Origin of the sequence: Thermodesulfatator indicus DSM 15286, assembly GCF_000217795.1 — a bacterium.
GTDB lineage: Bacteria > Desulfobacterota > Thermodesulfobacteria > Thermodesulfobacteriales > Thermodesulfatatoraceae > Thermodesulfatator > Thermodesulfatator indicus.
In genome coordinates this window covers 1037335-1054332 of the sequence record NC_015681.1, presented here as the reverse complement: position 1 = coordinate 1054332, position 16998 = coordinate 1037335, and the positions used below count along the sequence as shown (strand labels likewise).

Annotated in this window: 19 protein-coding genes; 9 read left to right on the top strand and 10 right to left on the bottom strand. The window is 41.7% G+C overall.

The genetic code is table 11. From position 1 onward, the window contains the following. Positions 1 to 323: 323 nt before the first annotated feature. Together THEIN_RS05100 and THEIN_RS05095 are read left to right on the top strand one after the other, a co-directional pair. Entirely contained in the window at positions 324 to 902 is a 579-nt protein-coding gene (locus THEIN_RS05100; protein WP_148236939.1) for an epoxyqueuosine reductase QueH, read from the top strand. Next, entirely contained in the window at positions 889 to 1113 is a 225-nt protein-coding gene (locus tag THEIN_RS05095) for a DUF2905 domain-containing protein (RefSeq protein ID WP_013907615.1), read from the top strand. The genes THEIN_RS05100 and THEIN_RS05095 overlap by 14 nt, the downstream gene beginning before the upstream one ends. Here THEIN_RS05095 and THEIN_RS05090 read toward each other — a convergent pair whose 3' ends face one another. The 4 genes from THEIN_RS05090 to THEIN_RS05075 all read right to left on the bottom strand — a co-directional run bounded on the left by THEIN_RS05090 (position 1114) and on the right by THEIN_RS05075 (position 3753). Continuing rightward, positions 1114 to 1884, bottom strand: a complete 771-nt coding sequence (locus tag THEIN_RS05090) for a tetratricopeptide repeat protein (protein ID WP_013907614.1) — start codon at positions 1882 to 1884, stop codon at positions 1114 to 1116. A gap of 263 nt (positions 1885 to 2147) precedes the next feature. Beyond that, positions 2148 to 3023, bottom strand: a complete 876-nt coding sequence (hisG, locus tag THEIN_RS05085) for an ATP phosphoribosyltransferase (RefSeq protein ID WP_013907613.1) — start codon at positions 3021 to 3023, stop codon at positions 2148 to 2150. Then, positions 3007 to 3390 carry a phosphoribosyl-AMP cyclohydrolase gene (gene hisI / locus THEIN_RS05080; RefSeq protein ID WP_013907612.1) on the bottom strand — a complete coding sequence of 128 codons (384 nt, stop codon included), beginning with the start codon at positions 3388 to 3390 and terminating at the stop codon, positions 3007 to 3009. The genes hisG and hisI overlap by 17 nt, the downstream gene beginning before the upstream one ends. 21 nt (positions 3391 to 3411) lie before the next feature. Beyond that, on the bottom strand, positions 3412 to 3753 hold the full coding sequence (locus THEIN_RS05075) for a cupin domain-containing protein (RefSeq protein WP_013907611.1): 342 nt from the start codon (positions 3751 to 3753) through the stop codon (positions 3412 to 3414). Positions 3754 to 3821: 68 nt separating this feature from the next. Here THEIN_RS05075 and kdsB point away from each other — a divergent pair, with 68 nt between their 5' ends. After that, a complete protein-coding gene (kdsB, locus tag THEIN_RS05070) occupies positions 3822 to 4556 on the top strand; it encodes a 3-deoxy-manno-octulosonate cytidylyltransferase (RefSeq protein ID WP_013907610.1) in 735 nt (244 codons plus the stop codon). 45 nt (positions 4557 to 4601) lie between these two features. Here kdsB and THEIN_RS05065 read toward each other — a convergent pair whose 3' ends face one another. Then, positions 4602 to 4808 carry a cold-shock protein gene (locus tag THEIN_RS05065; RefSeq protein WP_013907609.1) on the bottom strand — a complete coding sequence of 69 codons (207 nt, stop codon included), beginning with the start codon at positions 4806 to 4808 and terminating at the stop codon, positions 4602 to 4604. 173 nt (positions 4809 to 4981) lie between these two features. On the opposite strand from THEIN_RS05065, the gene THEIN_RS05060 reads away from it, so the two are divergent. Genes THEIN_RS05060 through THEIN_RS05045 form a run of 4 tightly spaced genes read left to right on the top strand, consistent with a single transcriptional unit; the run spans position 4982 to position 8975 of the window. Next, positions 4982 to 6181 (top strand): aspartate aminotransferase family protein, encoded by a 1200-nt coding sequence (locus THEIN_RS05060; RefSeq protein WP_013907608.1) that lies wholly within the window; start codon positions 4982 to 4984, stop codon positions 6179 to 6181. Positions 6182 to 6203: 22 nt separating this feature from the next. Next, positions 6204 to 6725 (top strand): ferritin, encoded by a 522-nt coding sequence (locus THEIN_RS05055; RefSeq protein WP_013907607.1) that lies wholly within the window; start codon positions 6204 to 6206, stop codon positions 6723 to 6725. 55 nt (positions 6726 to 6780) lie between these two features. Further along, positions 6781 to 7704, top strand: coding sequence for an aspartate carbamoyltransferase catalytic subunit (locus THEIN_RS05050; RefSeq protein WP_013907606.1), 924 nt, complete (start codon positions 6781 to 6783; stop codon positions 7702 to 7704). Beyond that, positions 7701 to 8975 (top strand): dihydroorotase, encoded by a 1275-nt coding sequence (locus THEIN_RS05045; protein ID WP_013907605.1) that lies wholly within the window; start codon positions 7701 to 7703, stop codon positions 8973 to 8975. Before THEIN_RS05050 ends, THEIN_RS05045 begins: the two co-directional genes overlap by 4 nt. A 354-nt stretch (positions 8976 to 9329) precedes the next feature. Here THEIN_RS05045 and thpR read toward each other — a convergent pair whose 3' ends face one another. The 5 genes from thpR to rnc all read right to left on the bottom strand — a co-directional run bounded on the left by thpR (position 9330) and on the right by rnc (position 13984). Then, complete coding sequence (gene thpR / locus THEIN_RS05040) at positions 9330 to 9905, bottom strand: RNA 2',3'-cyclic phosphodiesterase (RefSeq protein WP_013907604.1); 576 nt, start codon at positions 9903 to 9905, stop codon at positions 9330 to 9332. Beyond that, positions 9862 to 11136, bottom strand: a complete 1275-nt coding sequence (locus THEIN_RS05035) for a CinA family nicotinamide mononucleotide deamidase-related protein (protein ID WP_013907603.1) — start codon at positions 11134 to 11136, stop codon at positions 9862 to 9864. Before THEIN_RS05035 ends, thpR begins: the two co-directional genes overlap by 44 nt. A gap of 163 nt (positions 11137 to 11299) precedes the next feature. Then, on the bottom strand, positions 11300 to 12208 hold the full coding sequence (lpxC, locus tag THEIN_RS05030) for a UDP-3-O-acyl-N-acetylglucosamine deacetylase (protein WP_013907602.1): 909 nt from the start codon (positions 12206 to 12208) through the stop codon (positions 11300 to 11302). Between the two features lie 134 nt (positions 12209 to 12342). Continuing rightward, positions 12343 to 13263: a GTPase Era gene (gene era / locus THEIN_RS05025; protein ID WP_013907601.1), complete on the bottom strand. Its 921-nt coding sequence runs from the start codon at positions 13261 to 13263 to the stop codon at positions 12343 to 12345. Beyond that, a complete protein-coding gene (gene rnc, locus THEIN_RS05020; protein ID WP_013907600.1) occupies positions 13238 to 13984 on the bottom strand; it encodes a ribonuclease III in 747 nt (248 codons plus the stop codon). The genes era and rnc overlap by 26 nt, the downstream gene beginning before the upstream one ends. 401 nt (positions 13985 to 14385) lie before the next feature. Here rnc and THEIN_RS05015 point away from each other — a divergent pair, with 401 nt between their 5' ends. Further along, positions 14386 to 15912, top strand: coding sequence for an ABC transporter substrate-binding protein (locus THEIN_RS05015; RefSeq protein WP_013907599.1), 1527 nt, complete (start codon positions 14386 to 14388; stop codon positions 15910 to 15912). Between the two features lie 70 nt (positions 15913 to 15982). Then, positions 15983 to 16996 (top strand): ABC transporter permease, encoded by a 1014-nt coding sequence (locus THEIN_RS05010; RefSeq protein ID WP_013907598.1) that lies wholly within the window; start codon positions 15983 to 15985, stop codon positions 16994 to 16996. Positions 16997 to 16998: the final 2 nt, after the last annotated feature.

Genomic DNA, 16998 nt, shown 5'->3' with positions numbered 1-16998 from the left:
AGTATTTTCTATAAAAAGAGATTGTTGAAAACTTTGTTTAAATTTTGGGGTAAAATATTTTAACATAAATTTCAACAACCTTTTAACATAATTTTAAACATTTATTCACAAAGACCTTTACAGAACATCTTATTTAAGAGACTGCTTCGCCCATACGGGCTCGCAGTGACACTAGGAGATAGGCTCGCAGTGATAACCAAAAAGAGTCATTGCGAGCCACGAAGTGGCGAAGCAATCTCTGTGGCAAGGCTCCAGGCGCTGGAGCGATTTCAATCTTGTTTACTGGATTTTGCAAAAGTCTCTTGTTCACAAACATGATGAAAATGAAAAAATCAAAAATTTTACTCCATATTTGTTGTGGCCCTTGTGCCCTTTATCCTTTAAAAGTTCTTTATAAAGAGGGTTTTGAAGTAACCGGTTATTTTTTTAACCCTAATATACACCCTTATCAGGAATTTCGCAGAAGGATTCGGGCTTTAAGGCAAGTAGCAGAAATAAAAAATTTACCTGTAATTTACGATACCGAATACGGCTTGAGAAATTTTTTAAGAGCCATTACTTACCGGGAAGATAAACGATGTGAGATTTGTTATTTAATAAGGCTTGAACAAACAGTAAAAAAGGCTTTGGAAGAAAAAGCTGAAGCCTTTACCACCACCCTACTTTATAGTCGCTATCAAGCTCATAGCCTCATAAAAGATATAGCCGAAGACCTTGCTTTTCGTTACAAAGTTCCCTTTTTATATAAGGATTTTAGAATCGGCTGGGAAGAGGGTCAGGAAGAAGCTAAAATACTTGATATCTACCGCCAGCCTTATTGTGGTTGTATATTTAGTGAAGAGGAACGCTACAATAAAAAATTACGCCGAAGATTAAGGAGGGCCAAAAATGAATCCCTTTGAAGACTTAGGGAAGATTATCATACTGGTTGGCCTTTTTATGGTTTTTGTCGGCGGGATAATGATTCTTGGTAGCAAAATACCGTTTTTAGGTAAACTTCCTGGAGACATACTAATAAAGCGAGATAACTTTACTTTTTATTTTCCGCTGGGGACATGTATTCTTTTAAGTATTCTTTTAACTCTTATTTTTTCGTTAATATTTCGTAAGTAGTTAAGAACCTTCTAGTTCTTCTAAAGTCATGAGTTTTTCTTCAGCCTTTAAGGCCCAGCGGGACTCTGGGGCTAGCTCTATAATTGAACGCCATACCTTTTTTGCTTTTTCTATCTGGTTCAAACGAAAATAAACTATACCCAGATAATAACGGGAGGCCATGTCCTGACGGTTAAATCTTATGGCACGGCGAAAATCAAGCTGAGCTTTATCAAGTATCCCTTCTTCCAGGGCTATTAAACCTCTATAAAAGTAGGCCACCGAATACCTGGGGTTGTAGTTGAGGGCTTTATCTAAGTAATAAATAGCCTTATCTTTGTCTCCCAGTTTGTAGTAAGCCCAGGCCAGGTTTGTGTAAGCAATAAAGGGTTTAGGATAAAAGGGGTCTTTTAAGGCCTTTTCAAAGCAAGAAATAGCTTTTTTTATTTCGTTTTTAAGTAGATAGAGTGAACCTAAATTATTAAGAATTTCAGGTGAATCCGGGGCTATTTCCAAAGCTTTTTTGAAGTATTTTTCGGCTTCGTTATATTGGCCTTTGTCCATGTAAATTAGGCCGATCAGGTTATAGATGTTATGGTCCTTAGGGTTAATATCTTTGGCCAGAAAAGCCTCTTTTAAGGCTTCAGCCAGGCGGCCTTCGTGATAGTAGATATAGGCTCTTTCAAGGTGAACATTGGACTTTTCTTGATAAAAACTGGGCGGTGGCTCCACACTCTGGCAGGCCGCCATTCCCAATAAAAAAACGAACAAAAGTAATTTTTTAAAACGCATATTTTAATCCTTTAGACTTTTACAATGTTTTATTTAAGACTGCTTTCCCACACGGTCTCGCAGTGACACCGTGAGATAGTCATTGCGAGGCTGCGTTAGCAGCCGAAGCAATCTCTGTCGCGAAGCACTAAGCGCTGTGGCGATCAATCTATATTTTCCTTAATTTTGCAAAGGTCTCATTTAAGACTGCTTTATCCACACGGGCTCGCAGTGACTATTCCAATTTATCACTGCGAGGAGCGTGTAAGCGCGACAAAGCAGTCTTAAATTACCTTGTTTAAGGCGTATTCAATTATTCCCTGAGCCCCGGCTTCAAGGAGTTTGGGAATAAGCTCTCTTACTACATCTTCAGAGACCACAGTTTCCACGGCAAACCAGTCACTCTGGTAAAGCGGCGAAATGGTAGGAGCATTTAAGCTTGGCAGTATTTCCACTATTTTATCCAGATTTTCTCTAGCTACGTTCATTTTGAGCCCTACTAGTTTATGGGCGCGTAAGGCCCCTTTCAACATAATAGCCAGTTGTTCCATTTTTTTTCTTTTCCAAGGGTCATTCCAGGATTCGTGATTAGCAATGAACTGCGGCGTACTCTGCATGAGTTCGTGAATAATCTTTAGTCCGTGAGCCCTTATGGTACTTCCGGTTTCCGTAACCTCTACGATGGCATCGGCAAGCCCTTGGACCACTTTGGCCTCTGTGGCTCCCCAGGAAAATTCAACCGTTACGTTTATGCCTCTTTCGGCAAAATAACGCTTGGTGAAATTAACTAGCTCGGTGGCAATTTTTTTACCTTCTAAATCTTCTAGCCTTTTAATGTTAGAATCAGCTGGGACCGCCAAAACCCAACGAGCCGGCCTTTTGCTAACTTTGGAATAGATTAGTTCGGTTATAGTATGAACATCAGAGTTATTTTCAAGAATCCAGTCTTTTCCGGTTATGCCGCAATCAAGAATGCCCTGTTCTACATAACGGCTCATTTCCTGCGCGCGGCAAATGGCACATTCTATCTCCGGGTCATCAATGTCTGGAAAATAATTCCGGTGGTGAACATTTATACGCCAGCCAGATTTTTCAAATAGTTCCATAGTAGCCTTCTCAAGACTTCCCTTTGGAATTCCAAGTTTAAGCTTTTTTTCCATAGACCACCTCGGGATCAAATATTTTTTCGCCAACAATTTTTAACTCATTACCATCTAATCGGCGATAAAAACAGGAACGATAACCTTTGTGGCAGGCCGCCCCACCTAATTGGTCAACTTTTATCAAAACTGTATCAAGATCACAGTCAAGAAAAATTTCTTTTACTAACTGCACGTGACCGGAAGATTCACCTTTTAACCATATTTTATTACGGCTCCGGCTGTAATAGTGGACTTTTCCAGTTTCTAAAGTCTTCTTCCAGGCTTCTTCGTTCATATAAGCCAGCATAAGCACGTCGCCGGTTTTATAATCCTGGGCAATAACCGGCACCAGTCCACCAGTTTTTTCAAAATCAGGTTTAATCATCATACCTCCTCGTAAGAGCCTTTAATATAACGGTGGCGAATGAACAATAAAGAGCTTAAGAGGCGTTTTACCAATATTTTTTACGCCGTGTTCTTCTTTGGCGGGCACGAATAAATAATCGCCAGCTTCTACCTTATGCCAGCCGCCGTTCATGTAGATTTCAGCTTCGCCTTCAAGCACAAGGATAGAATCTATCTCTGGATCATGGATGTGAACGGGAATTTCCACTCCTGGTTCAATGAGAAGATAACAAACGCTTACGCGATCGGTTTTATTTTTGTCTATCATAGGGAACCACTTTACCCCGCTAAACTTGGGATGATTTTCAAACTTTACTTCTTTTCCTGGGAAAAAATAAATCATAATTCCCTCCTTTTTGGGTTATAAACGAAGTATATAAAAGGAAATATAATTTTAACAATGGAGGAAATATGAAAATTTATGGTTTTATTCCAGCAAGGTACGGTTCGACTAGACTTCCGGGAAAACCTCTAGCTTTAATAGCAGGGCGTCCGATGATTGTTCATGTTTATGAAAGGGCAAGATTAAGCTCAGTTTTAGAAAAAGTGGTAGTAGCCACGGACGATGAACGAATAAAAAAGGTCGTAGAAGAAATAGAGGGTGAAGCCTTGCTTACCAGTAAAGAACATACCTGTGGAACCGAACGAATTGCCGAGGCCGCAGAAATCCTCCGCCTTGCACCAGATGACATTGTAGTAAATATTCAGGCTGACCAGCCCCTCCTTGAACCAGCGGTTATTGAAGAACTGGTAAAGCCACTTCTCTTAAATGCAGATCTGCCTATGGCTACGGTGGCGGTGCCCATTGAACGCGAGGAAGATAAGCACGATCCCAATCGGGTCAAAGTAGTGCTTAATAAAGAGGGACAGGCCATTTATTTTTCACGTTCCTTGATACCTTTTTATCGTCCACCAGGTCCAAGCCCTACTTACCTGCGTCACATAGGCCTTTATGCCTACCGTAAAGAATTTCTTGACACCTTTGTGCGCTTGAGCCCAGGTGAGCTTGAACAGGCTGAAAAACTGGAACAATTACGCGCTCTAGAACATGGCTATCCCATAGCCGTTTCCGTTACCAAATATGAATGCCCGGAGGTTGATACACCAGAGGATTTAAAAAAGATAGAAGAGTTGTTGGCCAAATAAAAAAGGCCCCGTTCGGGGCCTTGTTTAGTCGTCTTTGAAGATGAATTATTCTTCTACAACGGTAACGTTGGCAGCCTGTTCCCCTTTGGGGCCTTGGGTGATTTCAAATTCAACCGTTTGGCCTTCCTGGAGGGTCTTAAAACCGTTCATCTGGATGGCGGAAAAGTGAACAAAAACATCTCCACCATCGTCTCTAGAAATAAAACCATAGCCCTTCTTTTCATCAAACCATTTTACCTTGCCTTTAACCATGTTACTAAAATCCTCCTAAATAATTTAATACTTAATTAAGGCATTATACTTATGCTAAAACAAAAGTAAAGAAAAAAATAAAATAATTTTCAAATTTTTTGTAAAAGTATTTCTTAATATAAAAAAATTTTGTCAAAATTAGGGACAGGCAAAAAACAAACTGGGAGGTTAAAATGGGTTATATAAAAGATTTGGGAGAAATATATTTGGCTAAAAATTACAAACGTTTTCCCGTAGCTTTTGTTAAAGGAAAAGGCTCTCGCCTCTACGATGAAGAGGGAAATGAATATTTAGACTTTTGTGCCGGCATAGCGGTTTGTGCGCTGGGGCACGCCCATCCAGAAGTTTCTAAAGCCATCTGTGAGCAAGCCCAAAAGCTAATCCACGTGTCTAATCTTTACTGGACAGAACCTCAAGCCAAACTTGCCCAAATTCTTTGCGAGCACTCTTTTGCCGATAGGGTCTTTTTTGCCAATAGCGGCGCCGAAGTAGTAGAAGCCGCTTTGAAGCTTGCCAGACGTTATGCCTGGAAAAATTTTGGCCCGGAGAAACACGAAATCATAGCCCTTGAAAATTCTTTTCACGGCCGTACTTTTGGGGCTCTTTCCGCCACCGGGCAGCCGGTTTACTGGGAAGGCTTTAAACCTCTGGTGCCAGGTTTTCGCCACGTGCTACCAAACGACATCAAAGCCCTTGAAGAAGCGATTTCCGAGAAAACCTGTGCTATTATTTTTGAACCAATTATTGGCGAAGGCGGAGTTATCCCTCTTAGCGATGAATTCATAAAAGCTGCCCGTGAATTGGCCGATAAATACAATGCTTTATTGATTTTTGATGAGATTCAGACTGGCATAGGTCGTACCGGAAAACTCTTTGCCTACGAATGGACCGGGGTAACACCTGATGTCATGTGTTTGGCCAAAGGTCTAGCCGGTGGTATGCCTCTTGGCGCTCTTTTGGCTACGGAAGAAGTTATGGCGGCTCTAGAACCAGGCACCCATGCCTCTACCTTTGGCGGTAATCCTGTAAGTTGCGCGGCAGCGCTGGTGGTTCTTAACAAAATTTTAGAAGAGGGATTTTTAGAAGAAGTGGTTTTAAAAGGTAAGGCTTTGCGTCAAAAACTTTTAAACCTGGCCGATAATTATGGCGACTTAGTAGCTGAAGTTAGAGGACAGGGTCTTATGCAGGCTATGGAACTTAAAGTTTCAGCCACACCAGTTGGGGAATATCTATTTTACGAAAAACGCATTTTAATAACCGTAATAAAAGACCGAGTTTTGCGCTTTACACCACCTCTTATCATTGCTTATCGTGAAATAGACGCCCTAGGCGAAGCTTTAGATGAAGCCCTAGCTAAAATTGCTAGCGAATAAAAACAAAATTAAAGGAGGGGTTATGTTTACAGAAAAGATGGAAAAAGCCTTTAACGAGCAGATAAAATGGGAGCTTTATTCGGCCTATCTTTATCTCTCCATGGCCGCTTATTTTGATAGCCTTAACTTACCCGGGTTTTCTAAGTGGATGAAGGCCCAGGCCGTGGAAGAAACCATGCACGCTATGAAATTTTATAACTTTATCAACGAACGCGGTGGAAAAGTTGATCTTGAAGCTATTGATAAACCCCCTACGGAATGGGAATCGCCGTTGGCGGTTATGGAATATGCCTTAAACCATGAAAAAGAAGTCACCCGTCGTATTAATAATCTGATGGAGCTTGCCCAGCAGGAAAAAGATCACGCTTCGCAGATTTTTCTCCAGTGGTTCATTACCGAACAGGTAGAAGAGGAGGACTCTTTTGGAAGTATAGTGGCGCAGATGCGCCTGGTCAAAGACTCACCAGAGGCCCTTTTTATGATTGACCGTGAACTTGCCAGCCGTAACATAGATTTTACGGGCCTCACCCAAGAAGTACAGTAAAGCTTGACCAGCCCCTGGTATTTTGGTATCCCTTTTCCGAGCCAGGGGCTTTATTATGGACTTCTCAAAAAAACACATACTCGACATCGCTTCTCTTGCGCCTGAAGAAATTATTTTTATTCTAGATACTGCCGAAGCCTTAAAAGAAATTTTATCTCGACCTATCCCCAAGGTTCCCACACTCAGAGGAAAGCTCGTAGCCCATCTTTTTTTTGAGCCGAGCACGCGCACCCGTCTTTCTTTTGAAAAGGCTGCCAAGGTCCTTTCAGCCGATGTATTCAATTTTACCGCCCGCATGAGTAGTGTAGAAAAGGGAGAGTCTCTGATAGACACCGTGCTAAATATCCAGGCTATGGGGGCCGATCTTTTCGTTATAAGACACCCCAACGCTGGAGCTCCTCATCTCATAGCGGAAAACGTAAACACCAAAGTTATAAATGCAGGCGATGGTTTTAACGCCCATCCCACCCAGGCCTTGCTTGATCTTTTTACCGTGCGCGAAAAGAAAGGCTCTTTAAAAGACCTTAAAGTGGCTATTATCGGTGATATTCGCCACAGCCGGGTGGCGCATTCGGGGATTTGTGCCTTTCGCAAAATGGGTGCCGAGGTTTATGTTAGCGGGCCGGCTACTATGCTTCCTCCAGAAAGAGAAGCCCTGGGAGCCAGAGTTTGTTATCGCCTGGAGGAGGCTTTAAAAGACGCTGACGTGGTTATGGCCCTGCGCGTGCAAAAAGAACGCCACGGAAGGGCCTTGTTTCCTTCCATCAGAGAATACGCCCGTCAGTTCGGAATAAATGCTGAGCGCCTGGCCCTGGCCAAAGATGATTGTCTTCTCATGCATCCAGGGCCCATTAACTGGGGCGTTGAACTTCATCCAGAGCTTGAAAAAGACCCGCGCAGCGTGATCCTTGAACAGGTGACAAACGGCGTAGCTGTACGCATGGCCCTATTAGTGCTCCTTCTTGGAGGTGGAGCGTGAAAATTCTATTAAAAGGCGGCCGCGTAATAGACCCTTCTCAAAATCTCGACCAGATAGCCGACGTTTTGATCTCTGACGGAAAAATTGAAGCCATTTTGCCAAATATTTCCGCGGAAGACGCCCGCGTGATTGACTGCCGGGGTTTAATTGTTTGCCCTGGCTTAATAGACATGCATGTCCATTTGCGTGAGCCAGGTGAAGAATGGAAAGAAACCATTGAGACGGGCACCAAAGCAGCGGTAGCCGGTGGTTTTACCGCCGTGGCCTGTATGCCTAATACCAAGCCGCCTAATGACAACGCGGAAGTTACGCGTTTTATCCTTAAAAAAGCCGAAGAAGCAGGCCTCGCCCGGGTTTATCCGGTGGCCTGTATCACCAGAGGCCAAAAGGGAGAGAGCTTAACTGAATTTGGCGAGCTAAAAGAAGCCGGTGCGGTGGCTTTATCTGACGATGGCTATCCCGTTTCAGATGCCGGGCTCATGCGCCTTGCCCTGGAATACGCTAAAAATTTCGATTTACCAATTATCTCCCATTCTGAAGAACTAGCCCTTTCAAAAGGTGGGCACGTAAACGAAGGCCTGGCTTCAGCTAAGTTAGGTCTTAAGGGCATTCCGGCTGAGGGTGAGGCCATAGCTATTTTTAGGGAGGCAATGCTGGCCAAGCTTACGGGAACGCCTATTCACATTGCTCATGTCTCAACCAAAGAAGGGGTAGAGATCATTCGGCGCGCTAAAGCAGAGGGAATCCCCGTCACCGCTGAAACCGCTCCACATTATTTTTCGCTTACCGAAGAGGCCACTTTTGGTTATCAGACCAACGCCAAAGTGAATCCGCCGTTGAGAAGCGAGGCTGACCGCGAGGCCATTATTAAGGCTTTGGCTGACGGGACTCTGGACGTGATCGCCACAGACCACGCTCCCCATAGCCCCCTTGAAAAGCTTTGTGAATTTGAAAAAGCTGCTTGCGGTTTAATTGGTCTGGAAACGGCCCTTCCTCTAGCTTTGCGCCTGGTAAGAGAAAAAGTTATTTCCTTATCCCGCCTGGTAGAACTTATGTCCTGTAATCCAGCTAAAATTTTAGGCGTGCCAGGGGGCTCGTTGAAACCCGGCGAGGTAGCCGATGTCACGGTTTTTGACCCGGAAAAGCGCTGGGTGGTTGACGAAAAGGCTCTGCATTCCAAGAGCAAGAACACACCTTTCCTAGGCTGGGAGATGCAGGGCCAGACGGTAATAACTATCGTTTCAGGCAAAATAGTATTTTCTCGCCTTTAAGAGACTTTTGTAAACGCTTTACTTACGAGACTACTTCGCCCGGACGGGCTCGCAGTGACTACATGGTAGTTGGCCGATGGCCAATGGCTGATGGCTGCTGGTAGAGGGCTAGTAGCGCAAGAGACTACTTCGCTACGCTCGCAGTGACAGAATGAGAGCTGGCTCCTCGCCGTGACACGGAAAAAAGTCTCATTGCGAGCCACGAAGTGGCGAAGTAATCCCTGTCCCGAGCACTAGCGAAGGGATTCCTGCCGCCAGACGTCAGCAGCCTAAGCAACGCTCTCGCGAGGCGACGTAGTCGCCGTGGCAATCTATCTATGTTTGTTGAATTTTGTAAAGGTCTCTTAACTGATATTAAGTTAAAGGGAAACGTTTTCGAGGGGTATAAATGGCTCCTTCGGGATGCAGTTTACTTTCGTAAAGAACTATTTCTTCAATTTCTATATCGTCAGGAATTGACCAATTTTTCTCTTGATAATCTGCTACCTTGGCCATTAAGACATTTCGTTTTCTGGGTGATTTTATACGTCCAAGGGTTAAGTGGGGGACAAAGGCCCGTTTTTCCATTGGAAAACCCAGAGGTATAAAGGCTTCCTCAAGATGCCTCTGAAGTTTAGCTAATTTGACTAAGTCTCCTTCAAGACCAGCCCATATAACTCGTGGTGAGCGAGGGTTTGGGAAGACGCCTAGATCTTTGACTTTAAAACGCAAAAGTCCTGGCTTTTCGCGTTCTAGAACTTTTTCTATCGCTTTAATAAGTTGGGTTGTTTTTTCTTCAGGCACTTCTCCAAAAAATTTTAAGGTAAGATGGATTCCTTCAGGTCGCACCCAGCGTACGTGTGCCTGGGTTTTGGCCAGGTCTTCCTGAAGAGATTTAAGTTTTTCTTTAATTTTTGCAGGTAAACTGATAGCTAGGAATAAGCGTGCCATAACTCAAAAATCGCCTTAACCAATCAAGCGCCGTGGTGGCTGCATAATCCTGGACAGTTTGGCGGTCACCAGGGAAACGAAAACATTGGGCTACAGTACCTTCTGGATAAGAAAACCCTATCCATACCGTGCCTACCGGCTTTTCTAGTGAGCCGCCAGTAGGACCTGCTATCCCTGTTATGCCAATACCATAGGTGCTTTTGGCAAGCTTTTTAATACCTTCAGCCATAGCTTTAGCTACAGGTTCACTAACGGCACCATGGGTTTCGACAGCTTCTTTAGGTACGCCCAGGATTTCTATTTTTGCTTCATTAGAATAAGAGACAACCCCTCTTTCAAAATAGGCAGAAGCTCCTGGTATGCGGGTGATACGAGAGGCGACTAACCCCCCGGTGCAAGATTCTGCCAGAGCTAAAGTTTCTTTTCTGGACAAAAGTAGTTTTCCTACCACCCCTTCAAGAAGTTCTTCGTCTTCACCGAATATGTAAGGCCCAAAAAGTTCTTTTATCGTCGTGGAAACCTTATTTAAAAATTTTTCAGCAAGAATTTTATCATGACTCTTTATTCGTAAGGCTATATGTATTTCTGGAGTAGAAGGATAATAACCAACGGTTACGTCTTTCCAGGCAGTTTCAAATTTTTCTAAAGCAAGATTAATTTCAGCTTCATGAAGACCAAAAAGCTTGAAAAGCTTAAACAAAAACACTTCTTTTGCGGGTAAATACTTTTCAAGCAAAGGGAGCACTTTTTCTTTAAAAAGAAATTCAAATTCTTCTGGCACGCCGGGTAAGCAAAAAATAAGTTTTTCATCCACTTTCAAAAAGTAACCAGCCATAGGGTGATCATCAGTGAGAAGTTCAGCACCTTCTGGTAAGTCTGCCATTTTGAGGCGTAATGGGTTTTCTGGTAGCCCGTAGGCCTTCTCTCTTTCTCTGATTCGCTTTTCCATTTCTTTGGATCTTATCAGCTTACGCCCTAGGGCCTTGGCTACACTAGCATTGGTAAGATCATCAGTGGTGGGACCAAGGCCACCACTTACCACAATAAAGTCATATCTTTTGAGGAAATCTTTAACGTAAAATTCAATAATAGATGGCTCGTCGGGAATAGTGTTTATTTCTTTTATTTCGTAGCCTTTGAATAAAAGTAGTCTTGCGGCCCAAAAACTGGTTCGGTTTAAAATGCGTCCTTCAACTAGTTCGTTACCTATAGCTAAAATAGCTCCTGTCATACTAGTCTTTTAGCATGAAGGAAAATGTAAGGCAAAGGTTATATTGAGCCATTAGAGATGATTCAAAGGTGTTTAAAACCTGAGATCTATCCCACAACAAAAAAGAAGAAGCGGGAATATATCCCGCTTCTTATAAAGTTCACCCTAAATACCCCCTGTAATGTTAAGCAGCAAAGGTTGGCACAGGTGTAGCCGGCTTAACAGGAGCTTGCCTGGGAGAAGGATACCAATGCCAGGCATAGGCACTATTCCATATGGCTTGCACGGCTTTTTGATGAAGCTTGTGAGAGGAGCGCTTAGCTTCTATTTTAGCTAAAATAGGAGCCCCTAGCAAATAAAGGTCGCCTAAAAGATCAAGGACTTTGTGACGAACAAATTCATCTGGGGAACGCAAGCCATCAGGATTCAATACTTGAGATTCGTCTAATATGATGGCGTTTTCAAGGCTGCCGCCACGTAAGATGCCTTCCTTGCGAAGCCGAATAAGGTCTTCAAGAAAAGCGAAAGTGCGAGCAAAAGATACCTGTGAGAGATATTTTTCCTGGCAAACTTCTAGAGAAAAACTTTGTTGGCCAATAAGGGGATGCGGAAAATCTATTTCACAAGATATTTCTAAGTCTTGAGCTGGACTTATGACAATTTTTCCCTTTTCGTCAGAAACGACGATTTCTTCTTTTAGCTGGATATAACGCCTTAAAGCCCATTGAGGCTTACGCCCTATTGATAAAAAGGCCTCAATAAAAACTTGGGCTGAACCGTCAAAAAGGGGAATTTCTTCGCCATATACTCGAATTAAAAGATTGTCTATCCCTAGGCCATTCAGAGCTGAAAGAAGATGTTCTACATAAATAATATGATGTTTTCCGTAAGCTACTCCAGAGGCTCCGTTTATGGCAAAAGCTGTTTCTGGAGTTACAGGTATAGCTACCGGAGAAGATAAATCAGCCCGCTCAAAAATTATTCCATGATTGGGAGGGGCAGGATGAAACTCCAGGCAGATTTCCTTGCCTGATATAACTCCTTCGCCACAAAGTTTAATAGAATTAGCTATAGTATGTTGAAAAAGCTCCACGCTTTTACCTCACTGTTTTTTATTTGTAAAACATGCAACTTTTAGGCCATAAAACCAGACGTTAAATATAAAGGCTTTTGGCCAAAAAAGAGCTTTTAAAAGTGTGGCTAGTTTAAAACAGTGTTGTTAAAAAGCTACACTCCAGGGAAGCCCAAACGACGAAGGAGTTTTTCTTCTTTGCGCCAGCCTTTAAGGACTTTGACCCACAGATCCAGATGCACTCTTTTGCCGAACAAAAATTCCAGTTCTTCACGGGCGAGAGTGCCTATTTTTTTGAGCATCTGTCCACCCTTTCCAATAACAATGCCCTTTTGGGAATCCTTTTCCACATAAATGGTAGCTTGAATTATAATTAAGTTACGCTCGGGATCTTCCTGAAATTCCTCTACTACTACCGCAGTGGCGTAAGGAATCTCTTGCCTGGTAAGCATAAAAACCTTTTCTCGGATAATTTCTGCAGCAAGTAGACGCTGGGGCTGATCAGTTAAGGTGTCAGGGTCATAATACATAGGGCCTTCAGGTAGTGTTTCAACTATTTCTTTTACCAGCTCTTCTAGCCCATCTCGTTCAAGGGCCGAGATGGGTACAATAGCTTTAAAGGGATAAATCTGAGAAAAATAGTCAATAATAGGTAAAAGTTCACCTTTTTTAACAAGATCTATCTTGTTTAAGGCCAATATGGCTGGTTTGTTAGCTTTTCGTAGTATATCTATTATTTTTTCTTCAGCTTTCGGATTACGGTTGCTTACATCGATTATGAAAACAATGCTATCTACTTCTTCTATAGCTTTAAGGGCTTGTTCTACCATGATTTTATTGAATAGATCTTTGGCATCGTGAATACCCGGGGTGTCAACAAAAATTATTTGGAAGTTTTCACCTGTAAGCACTCCTCTTATAGGGAATCTGGTAGTTTGGGGTTTTGGTGTAGCTATGGCTACCTTATAACCTAAAAGTTGATTAAGAAGAGTAGATTTTCCTACGTTAGGAAGCCCTATAAGGGCCACATATCCCGAACGAAATTTATTTTCATTTTTTGCCTGTGAATTTTCCATATTTTTCCTCCAGTATTTTCAAAGCTTTTTTGGCCGCTGCTTGTTCAGCAGCTTTTTTGGAAGACCCTTTGCCACTGGCTAAAGTTTCATCTCCAATCTTTACTTCTACAAAGAATTTTTTGGCGTGTTCCGGCCCTGTTTCTTTTACCAAGATATATTTTGGGGTTTTTTTGAACAAGGCCTGGGTAAATTCCTGTAATAAAGTTTTATGGTCCGCTAAAAGCCCCTTCTCCGCCTGGGATATAACGCGGGAGAAAAGCTTTTTAACTATTTGAAACACCTTGTCGTAACCATGGTCCAGATACACCGCTGCTACCAAAGCCTCAAAGGTTGCCGCCAGAATAGAAGGTTTTTGGCGACCTCTTCCTTTTTCTTCGCCTGTCCCCAACAAAATTAGCTTATCCAGTTCAAGCTTTTGAGCAATGCGTGCCAGACGCTCTTCATTTACTAACCAAGCTCGCATCTTGGACAGTTCTCCCTCGCGATATTCCCGGCCAAAACGATTATACAAAAGATGGCTAATAATGGCGTCAAGAACCGCATCTCCCAAAAATTCAAGTCGTTCGTTATCTCCGTAAGGCCAGTCTGGATGGTCGCCAACAAAAGACCGGTGGGTTAGGGCCTGCAAAAAAAGGGCTTCATTTTTAAAGCGAAGCTCGAGCTTTCGTGATAGCTCTTCAAGCCTTTTCAAGTTGTCTTTTAAAAAGTCATTTCTTTCCATGAAGAGAGGAATAATCAGCTTGGAGAAAGTTTCAAGGGAGTTTTGGGAGGCCTCTTTAACTAATTAATTTTTGGTATTTGAGGAGATCTTTGTAAAAAACTTTATTTTAAAAGATGGCTTCGCCCACATATGGGTCCGGAGTGACTAGATGGTAAGAGGCCATTGGCTTATGGCTGCTAGTAAACAGGAATCTCTCTTTACAATTCACTTGGCATCCATTTTTGTCTGGGGCCCAGCCCCTATAGTTAGCGGAAGCTGGATTTTAGTAAATAAAATAATTTTTTCTTCTTAGAAAAAGTATGCTAAAGATAATCAGAAAGAACAGAGTGAAATTTTTGTTGAATTTTTTACTTTTATGGATACGCTTCCTCTTCGAGGAAAAATTCTCATAGGAGGTTACTATGAAAAAATTGATAGGCCTTTTGTTATGTGTAGTTTTTCTTGGTGTGTCAGGCGTTAGCTTGGTTCAAGCATCGGAAAAAGGAAAAATAGTTATTGGTGTAACAGATAAGCTTACAGACCTTGACCCATCTAATGCTTACGATTTCTACACCTGGGAAGTCTTGAACAATGTAATGGGTGGTCTCATGAAATACAAACCCGGGACCACGGAGCTTGAGCCTTATCTTGCCGAATCCTACGAAGTAAAAGAGAATAACAAAGTTTACATTTTCCACCTAAGGAAAGACCTCAAATTTGCTGATGGTACCCCTTGTAAGGCCCAAGATGTAGTTAGGTCTATCAAAAGAGTAATGACCATCAAAGGAGACCCTTCTTGGCTGGTAACTGATTTTGTAAAAGATGTACAAGCTTTAGATGACTACACCGTAAAATTTATACTTAAAAAACCTGTAGCTTATTTCGTGGCCATTGTGGCTACTCCTCCTTATTTCCCTGTAAGCCCTAAATATAGCCCTGATAAAATCGAACCAGACCAAACTGCAGGTGGTGTAGGCCCTTATGTCATTAAAAAATGGGTAAGAGATCAGGAACTCATTTTAGAAAAGAATCCTTATTTTTTTGAACCTGCGAAGAATAAACAAGTAGTCATCCGTTTTTATAAAAATGCTTCAACCCTAAGACTTGCCCTTGAAAAAGGTGATATAGATATTGCTTGGAGGACTTTAGCTCCAGTAGATATTCTATCTCTTAAAAGAAGCGGCAAATATGAAGTAATAGAAGCTCCTGGTTCTTTTATCAGATACATGGTAATGAACGTTAAGCTTTCACCAACTGATAAAAAACTTGTAAGACAGGCTATAGCCTGCATTATCGATAGAAATGATATTGTTAGAAGAGTTTATATGAATACTTTTGCCCCTCTTTATTCTTTAGTGCCTCAAGGTATGTGGAGCTATGAGCCTGTTTTTAAGAAATATGGTGATAACAACTTGGCTTTGGCTCAAAAACTTTTAAAAGAAGCCGGTTACTGTAGAAAAAATCCTCTTCAAGTAGAACTATGGTGGACTCCTACCCACTACGGAAGTACTGAAAAGGATCTTGCTCAGGTTATAAAAGAGCAGCTTGAAAATACTGGCTTAGTCAAGGTTACTCTCAAAAGTGCTGAGTGGTCCACTTATGTGGATTACCTGAGAAAAGGTGCTATGATGATAAGCCTGCTTGGATGGTATCCTGACTATATGGATCCAGATAACTTTTTGACTCCTTTTCTAAAAGCAGGGGCTAATAAATGGACTGGTAACAAATATTCTAATCCAGAAGTGGATAATATTTTGGAAAAGGCCTCAAGTATTGTGGATATAAAAGAAAGAACGGCACTTTATAAAAAAGCCCAGGAAATATTGGCAGAAGATGTTCCTTACATCCCCCTTGTCCAAGGAAAGCTTTTTATAGCGGCTCGAAAAGGGATTAAAGGTATAATTCTTGGTCCCACTATGTTGCTTTCTTACTCTTCTATACAAAATTAAAGTATGGTAAAAACAAATAAAAGCGAATCAGAGGAACTCCTCTGATTCGCTTTTATTATGGGGTTTTTATATGAGTAGTAATATTAGACGATATCTCTTAGTTCGTTTTTTGACCGTAATTCCCACTGTTTTTATCCTCTTAACTCTTATCTTTTTTATTTTACGTGTTTTACCTGGTGATCCCATTCTGGCTATGGTAGGACAGAAAGTCCCTCCAGAAGTGATTCAAAAACTTAGAGCCGAAGCAGGACTAGATAAACCTTTATATGTTCAATATGTTCACTATCTTGCTGGAATTTTAAAGGGAGACTTCGGTCATTCTCTTATATGGGGTAAAAGACCAGTTCTAACGGAAATAATGGAAAAATTCCCAGCCACTTTAGAATTAAGTATCTTTTCTTTTGTTTTTAGTGTTATTTTAGGTATCTTTACCGGCTCTCTTGCAGCTTTCAAAAAAGGTACAAAGACAGATACCTTCTTAAGAATGTACGGCATTCTTACCTATACTTTGTTTATTCCCTGGTTTGGTATGGTTTTGCAAATAATTTTTGGAGTATATTTAAAACTGTTGCCTATAGGAGGTAGAATAGATCCTGGCCTTGAACCCGTTCATATAACAGGTCTATATATTTTAGATAGTCTTCTCACTTTCAATTTTGAGTCTTTAGAAAGTGCTTGTTTACACTTGCTTTTACCAGGTGTGACTCTAGGTATAGTTCTTTCAGGGGCCTATACGCGTCTGGTGCGAAATAACCTTATAGAAATTTTAAATCAAGATTTTATTTTGGCTTATAAAGCCAGAGGAATATCTGAAGTAAGGATTATTTATCATTCTATCAAAAATGCTTTTATTCCAATCATTACTTTAATGGGATTGCAGTTTGCTATTTTATTAGCAGGAGCTGTTCTTACTGAAACTACCTTTTCTTGGCCCGGCATAGGTACTTTTCTACTAGAACGCATTCAATATAGAGACTACCCTTGTGTTCAGGGTGTTATCGTTTTTTATGCACTATTTGTGGCCTTAATAAGCTTAATAGTAGATATAATTTATGCTCTTTTAGATCCTAGAGTTAAATACTAAGA

Bases quoted from the DNA above. Each gene is read 5' to 3' on its own strand.
- THEIN_RS05100 (WP_148236939.1), top strand. From the start codon at position 324: ATGAAAAAATCAAAAATTTTACTCCATATTTGTTGTGGCCCTTGTGCC.
- THEIN_RS05095 (WP_013907615.1), top strand. From the start codon at position 889: ATGAATCCCTTTGAAGACTTAGGGAAGATTATCATACTGGTTGGCCTT.
- THEIN_RS05090 (WP_013907614.1), bottom strand. From the start codon at position 1,884: ATGCGTTTTAAAAAATTACTTTTGTTCGTTTTTTTATTGGGAATGGCG.
- hisG (WP_013907613.1), bottom strand. From the start codon at position 3,023: ATGGAAAAAAAGCTTAAACTTGGAATTCCAAAGGGAAGTCTTGAGAAG.
- hisI (WP_013907612.1), bottom strand. From the start codon at position 3,390: ATGATTAAACCTGATTTTGAAAAAACTGGTGGACTGGTGCCGGTTATT.
- THEIN_RS05075 (WP_013907611.1), bottom strand. From the start codon at position 3,753: ATGATTTATTTTTTCCCAGGAAAAGAAGTAAAGTTTGAAAATCATCCC.
- kdsB (WP_013907610.1), top strand. From the start codon at position 3,822: ATGAAAATTTATGGTTTTATTCCAGCAAGGTACGGTTCGACTAGACTT.
- THEIN_RS05065 (WP_013907609.1), bottom strand. From the start codon at position 4,808: ATGGTTAAAGGCAAGGTAAAATGGTTTGATGAAAAGAAGGGCTATGGT.
- THEIN_RS05060 (WP_013907608.1), top strand. From the start codon at position 4,982: ATGGGTTATATAAAAGATTTGGGAGAAATATATTTGGCTAAAAATTAC.
- THEIN_RS05055 (WP_013907607.1), top strand. From the start codon at position 6,204: ATGTTTACAGAAAAGATGGAAAAAGCCTTTAACGAGCAGATAAAATGG.
- THEIN_RS05050 (WP_013907606.1), top strand. From the start codon at position 6,781: ATGGACTTCTCAAAAAAACACATACTCGACATCGCTTCTCTTGCGCCT.
- thpR (WP_013907604.1), bottom strand. From the start codon at position 9,905: ATGGCACGCTTATTCCTAGCTATCAGTTTACCTGCAAAAATTAAAGAA.
- THEIN_RS05035 (WP_013907603.1), bottom strand. From the start codon at position 11,136: ATGACAGGAGCTATTTTAGCTATAGGTAACGAACTAGTTGAAGGACGC.
- era (WP_013907601.1), bottom strand. From the start codon at position 13,263: ATGGAAAATTCACAGGCAAAAAATGAAAATAAATTTCGTTCGGGATAT.
- rnc (WP_013907600.1), bottom strand. From the start codon at position 13,984: ATGGAAAGAAATGACTTTTTAAAAGACAACTTGAAAAGGCTTGAAGAG.
- THEIN_RS05015 (WP_013907599.1), top strand. From the start codon at position 14,386: ATGAAAAAATTGATAGGCCTTTTGTTATGTGTAGTTTTTCTTGGTGTG.
- THEIN_RS05010 (WP_013907598.1), top strand. From the start codon at position 15,983: ATGAGTAGTAATATTAGACGATATCTCTTAGTTCGTTTTTTGACCGTA.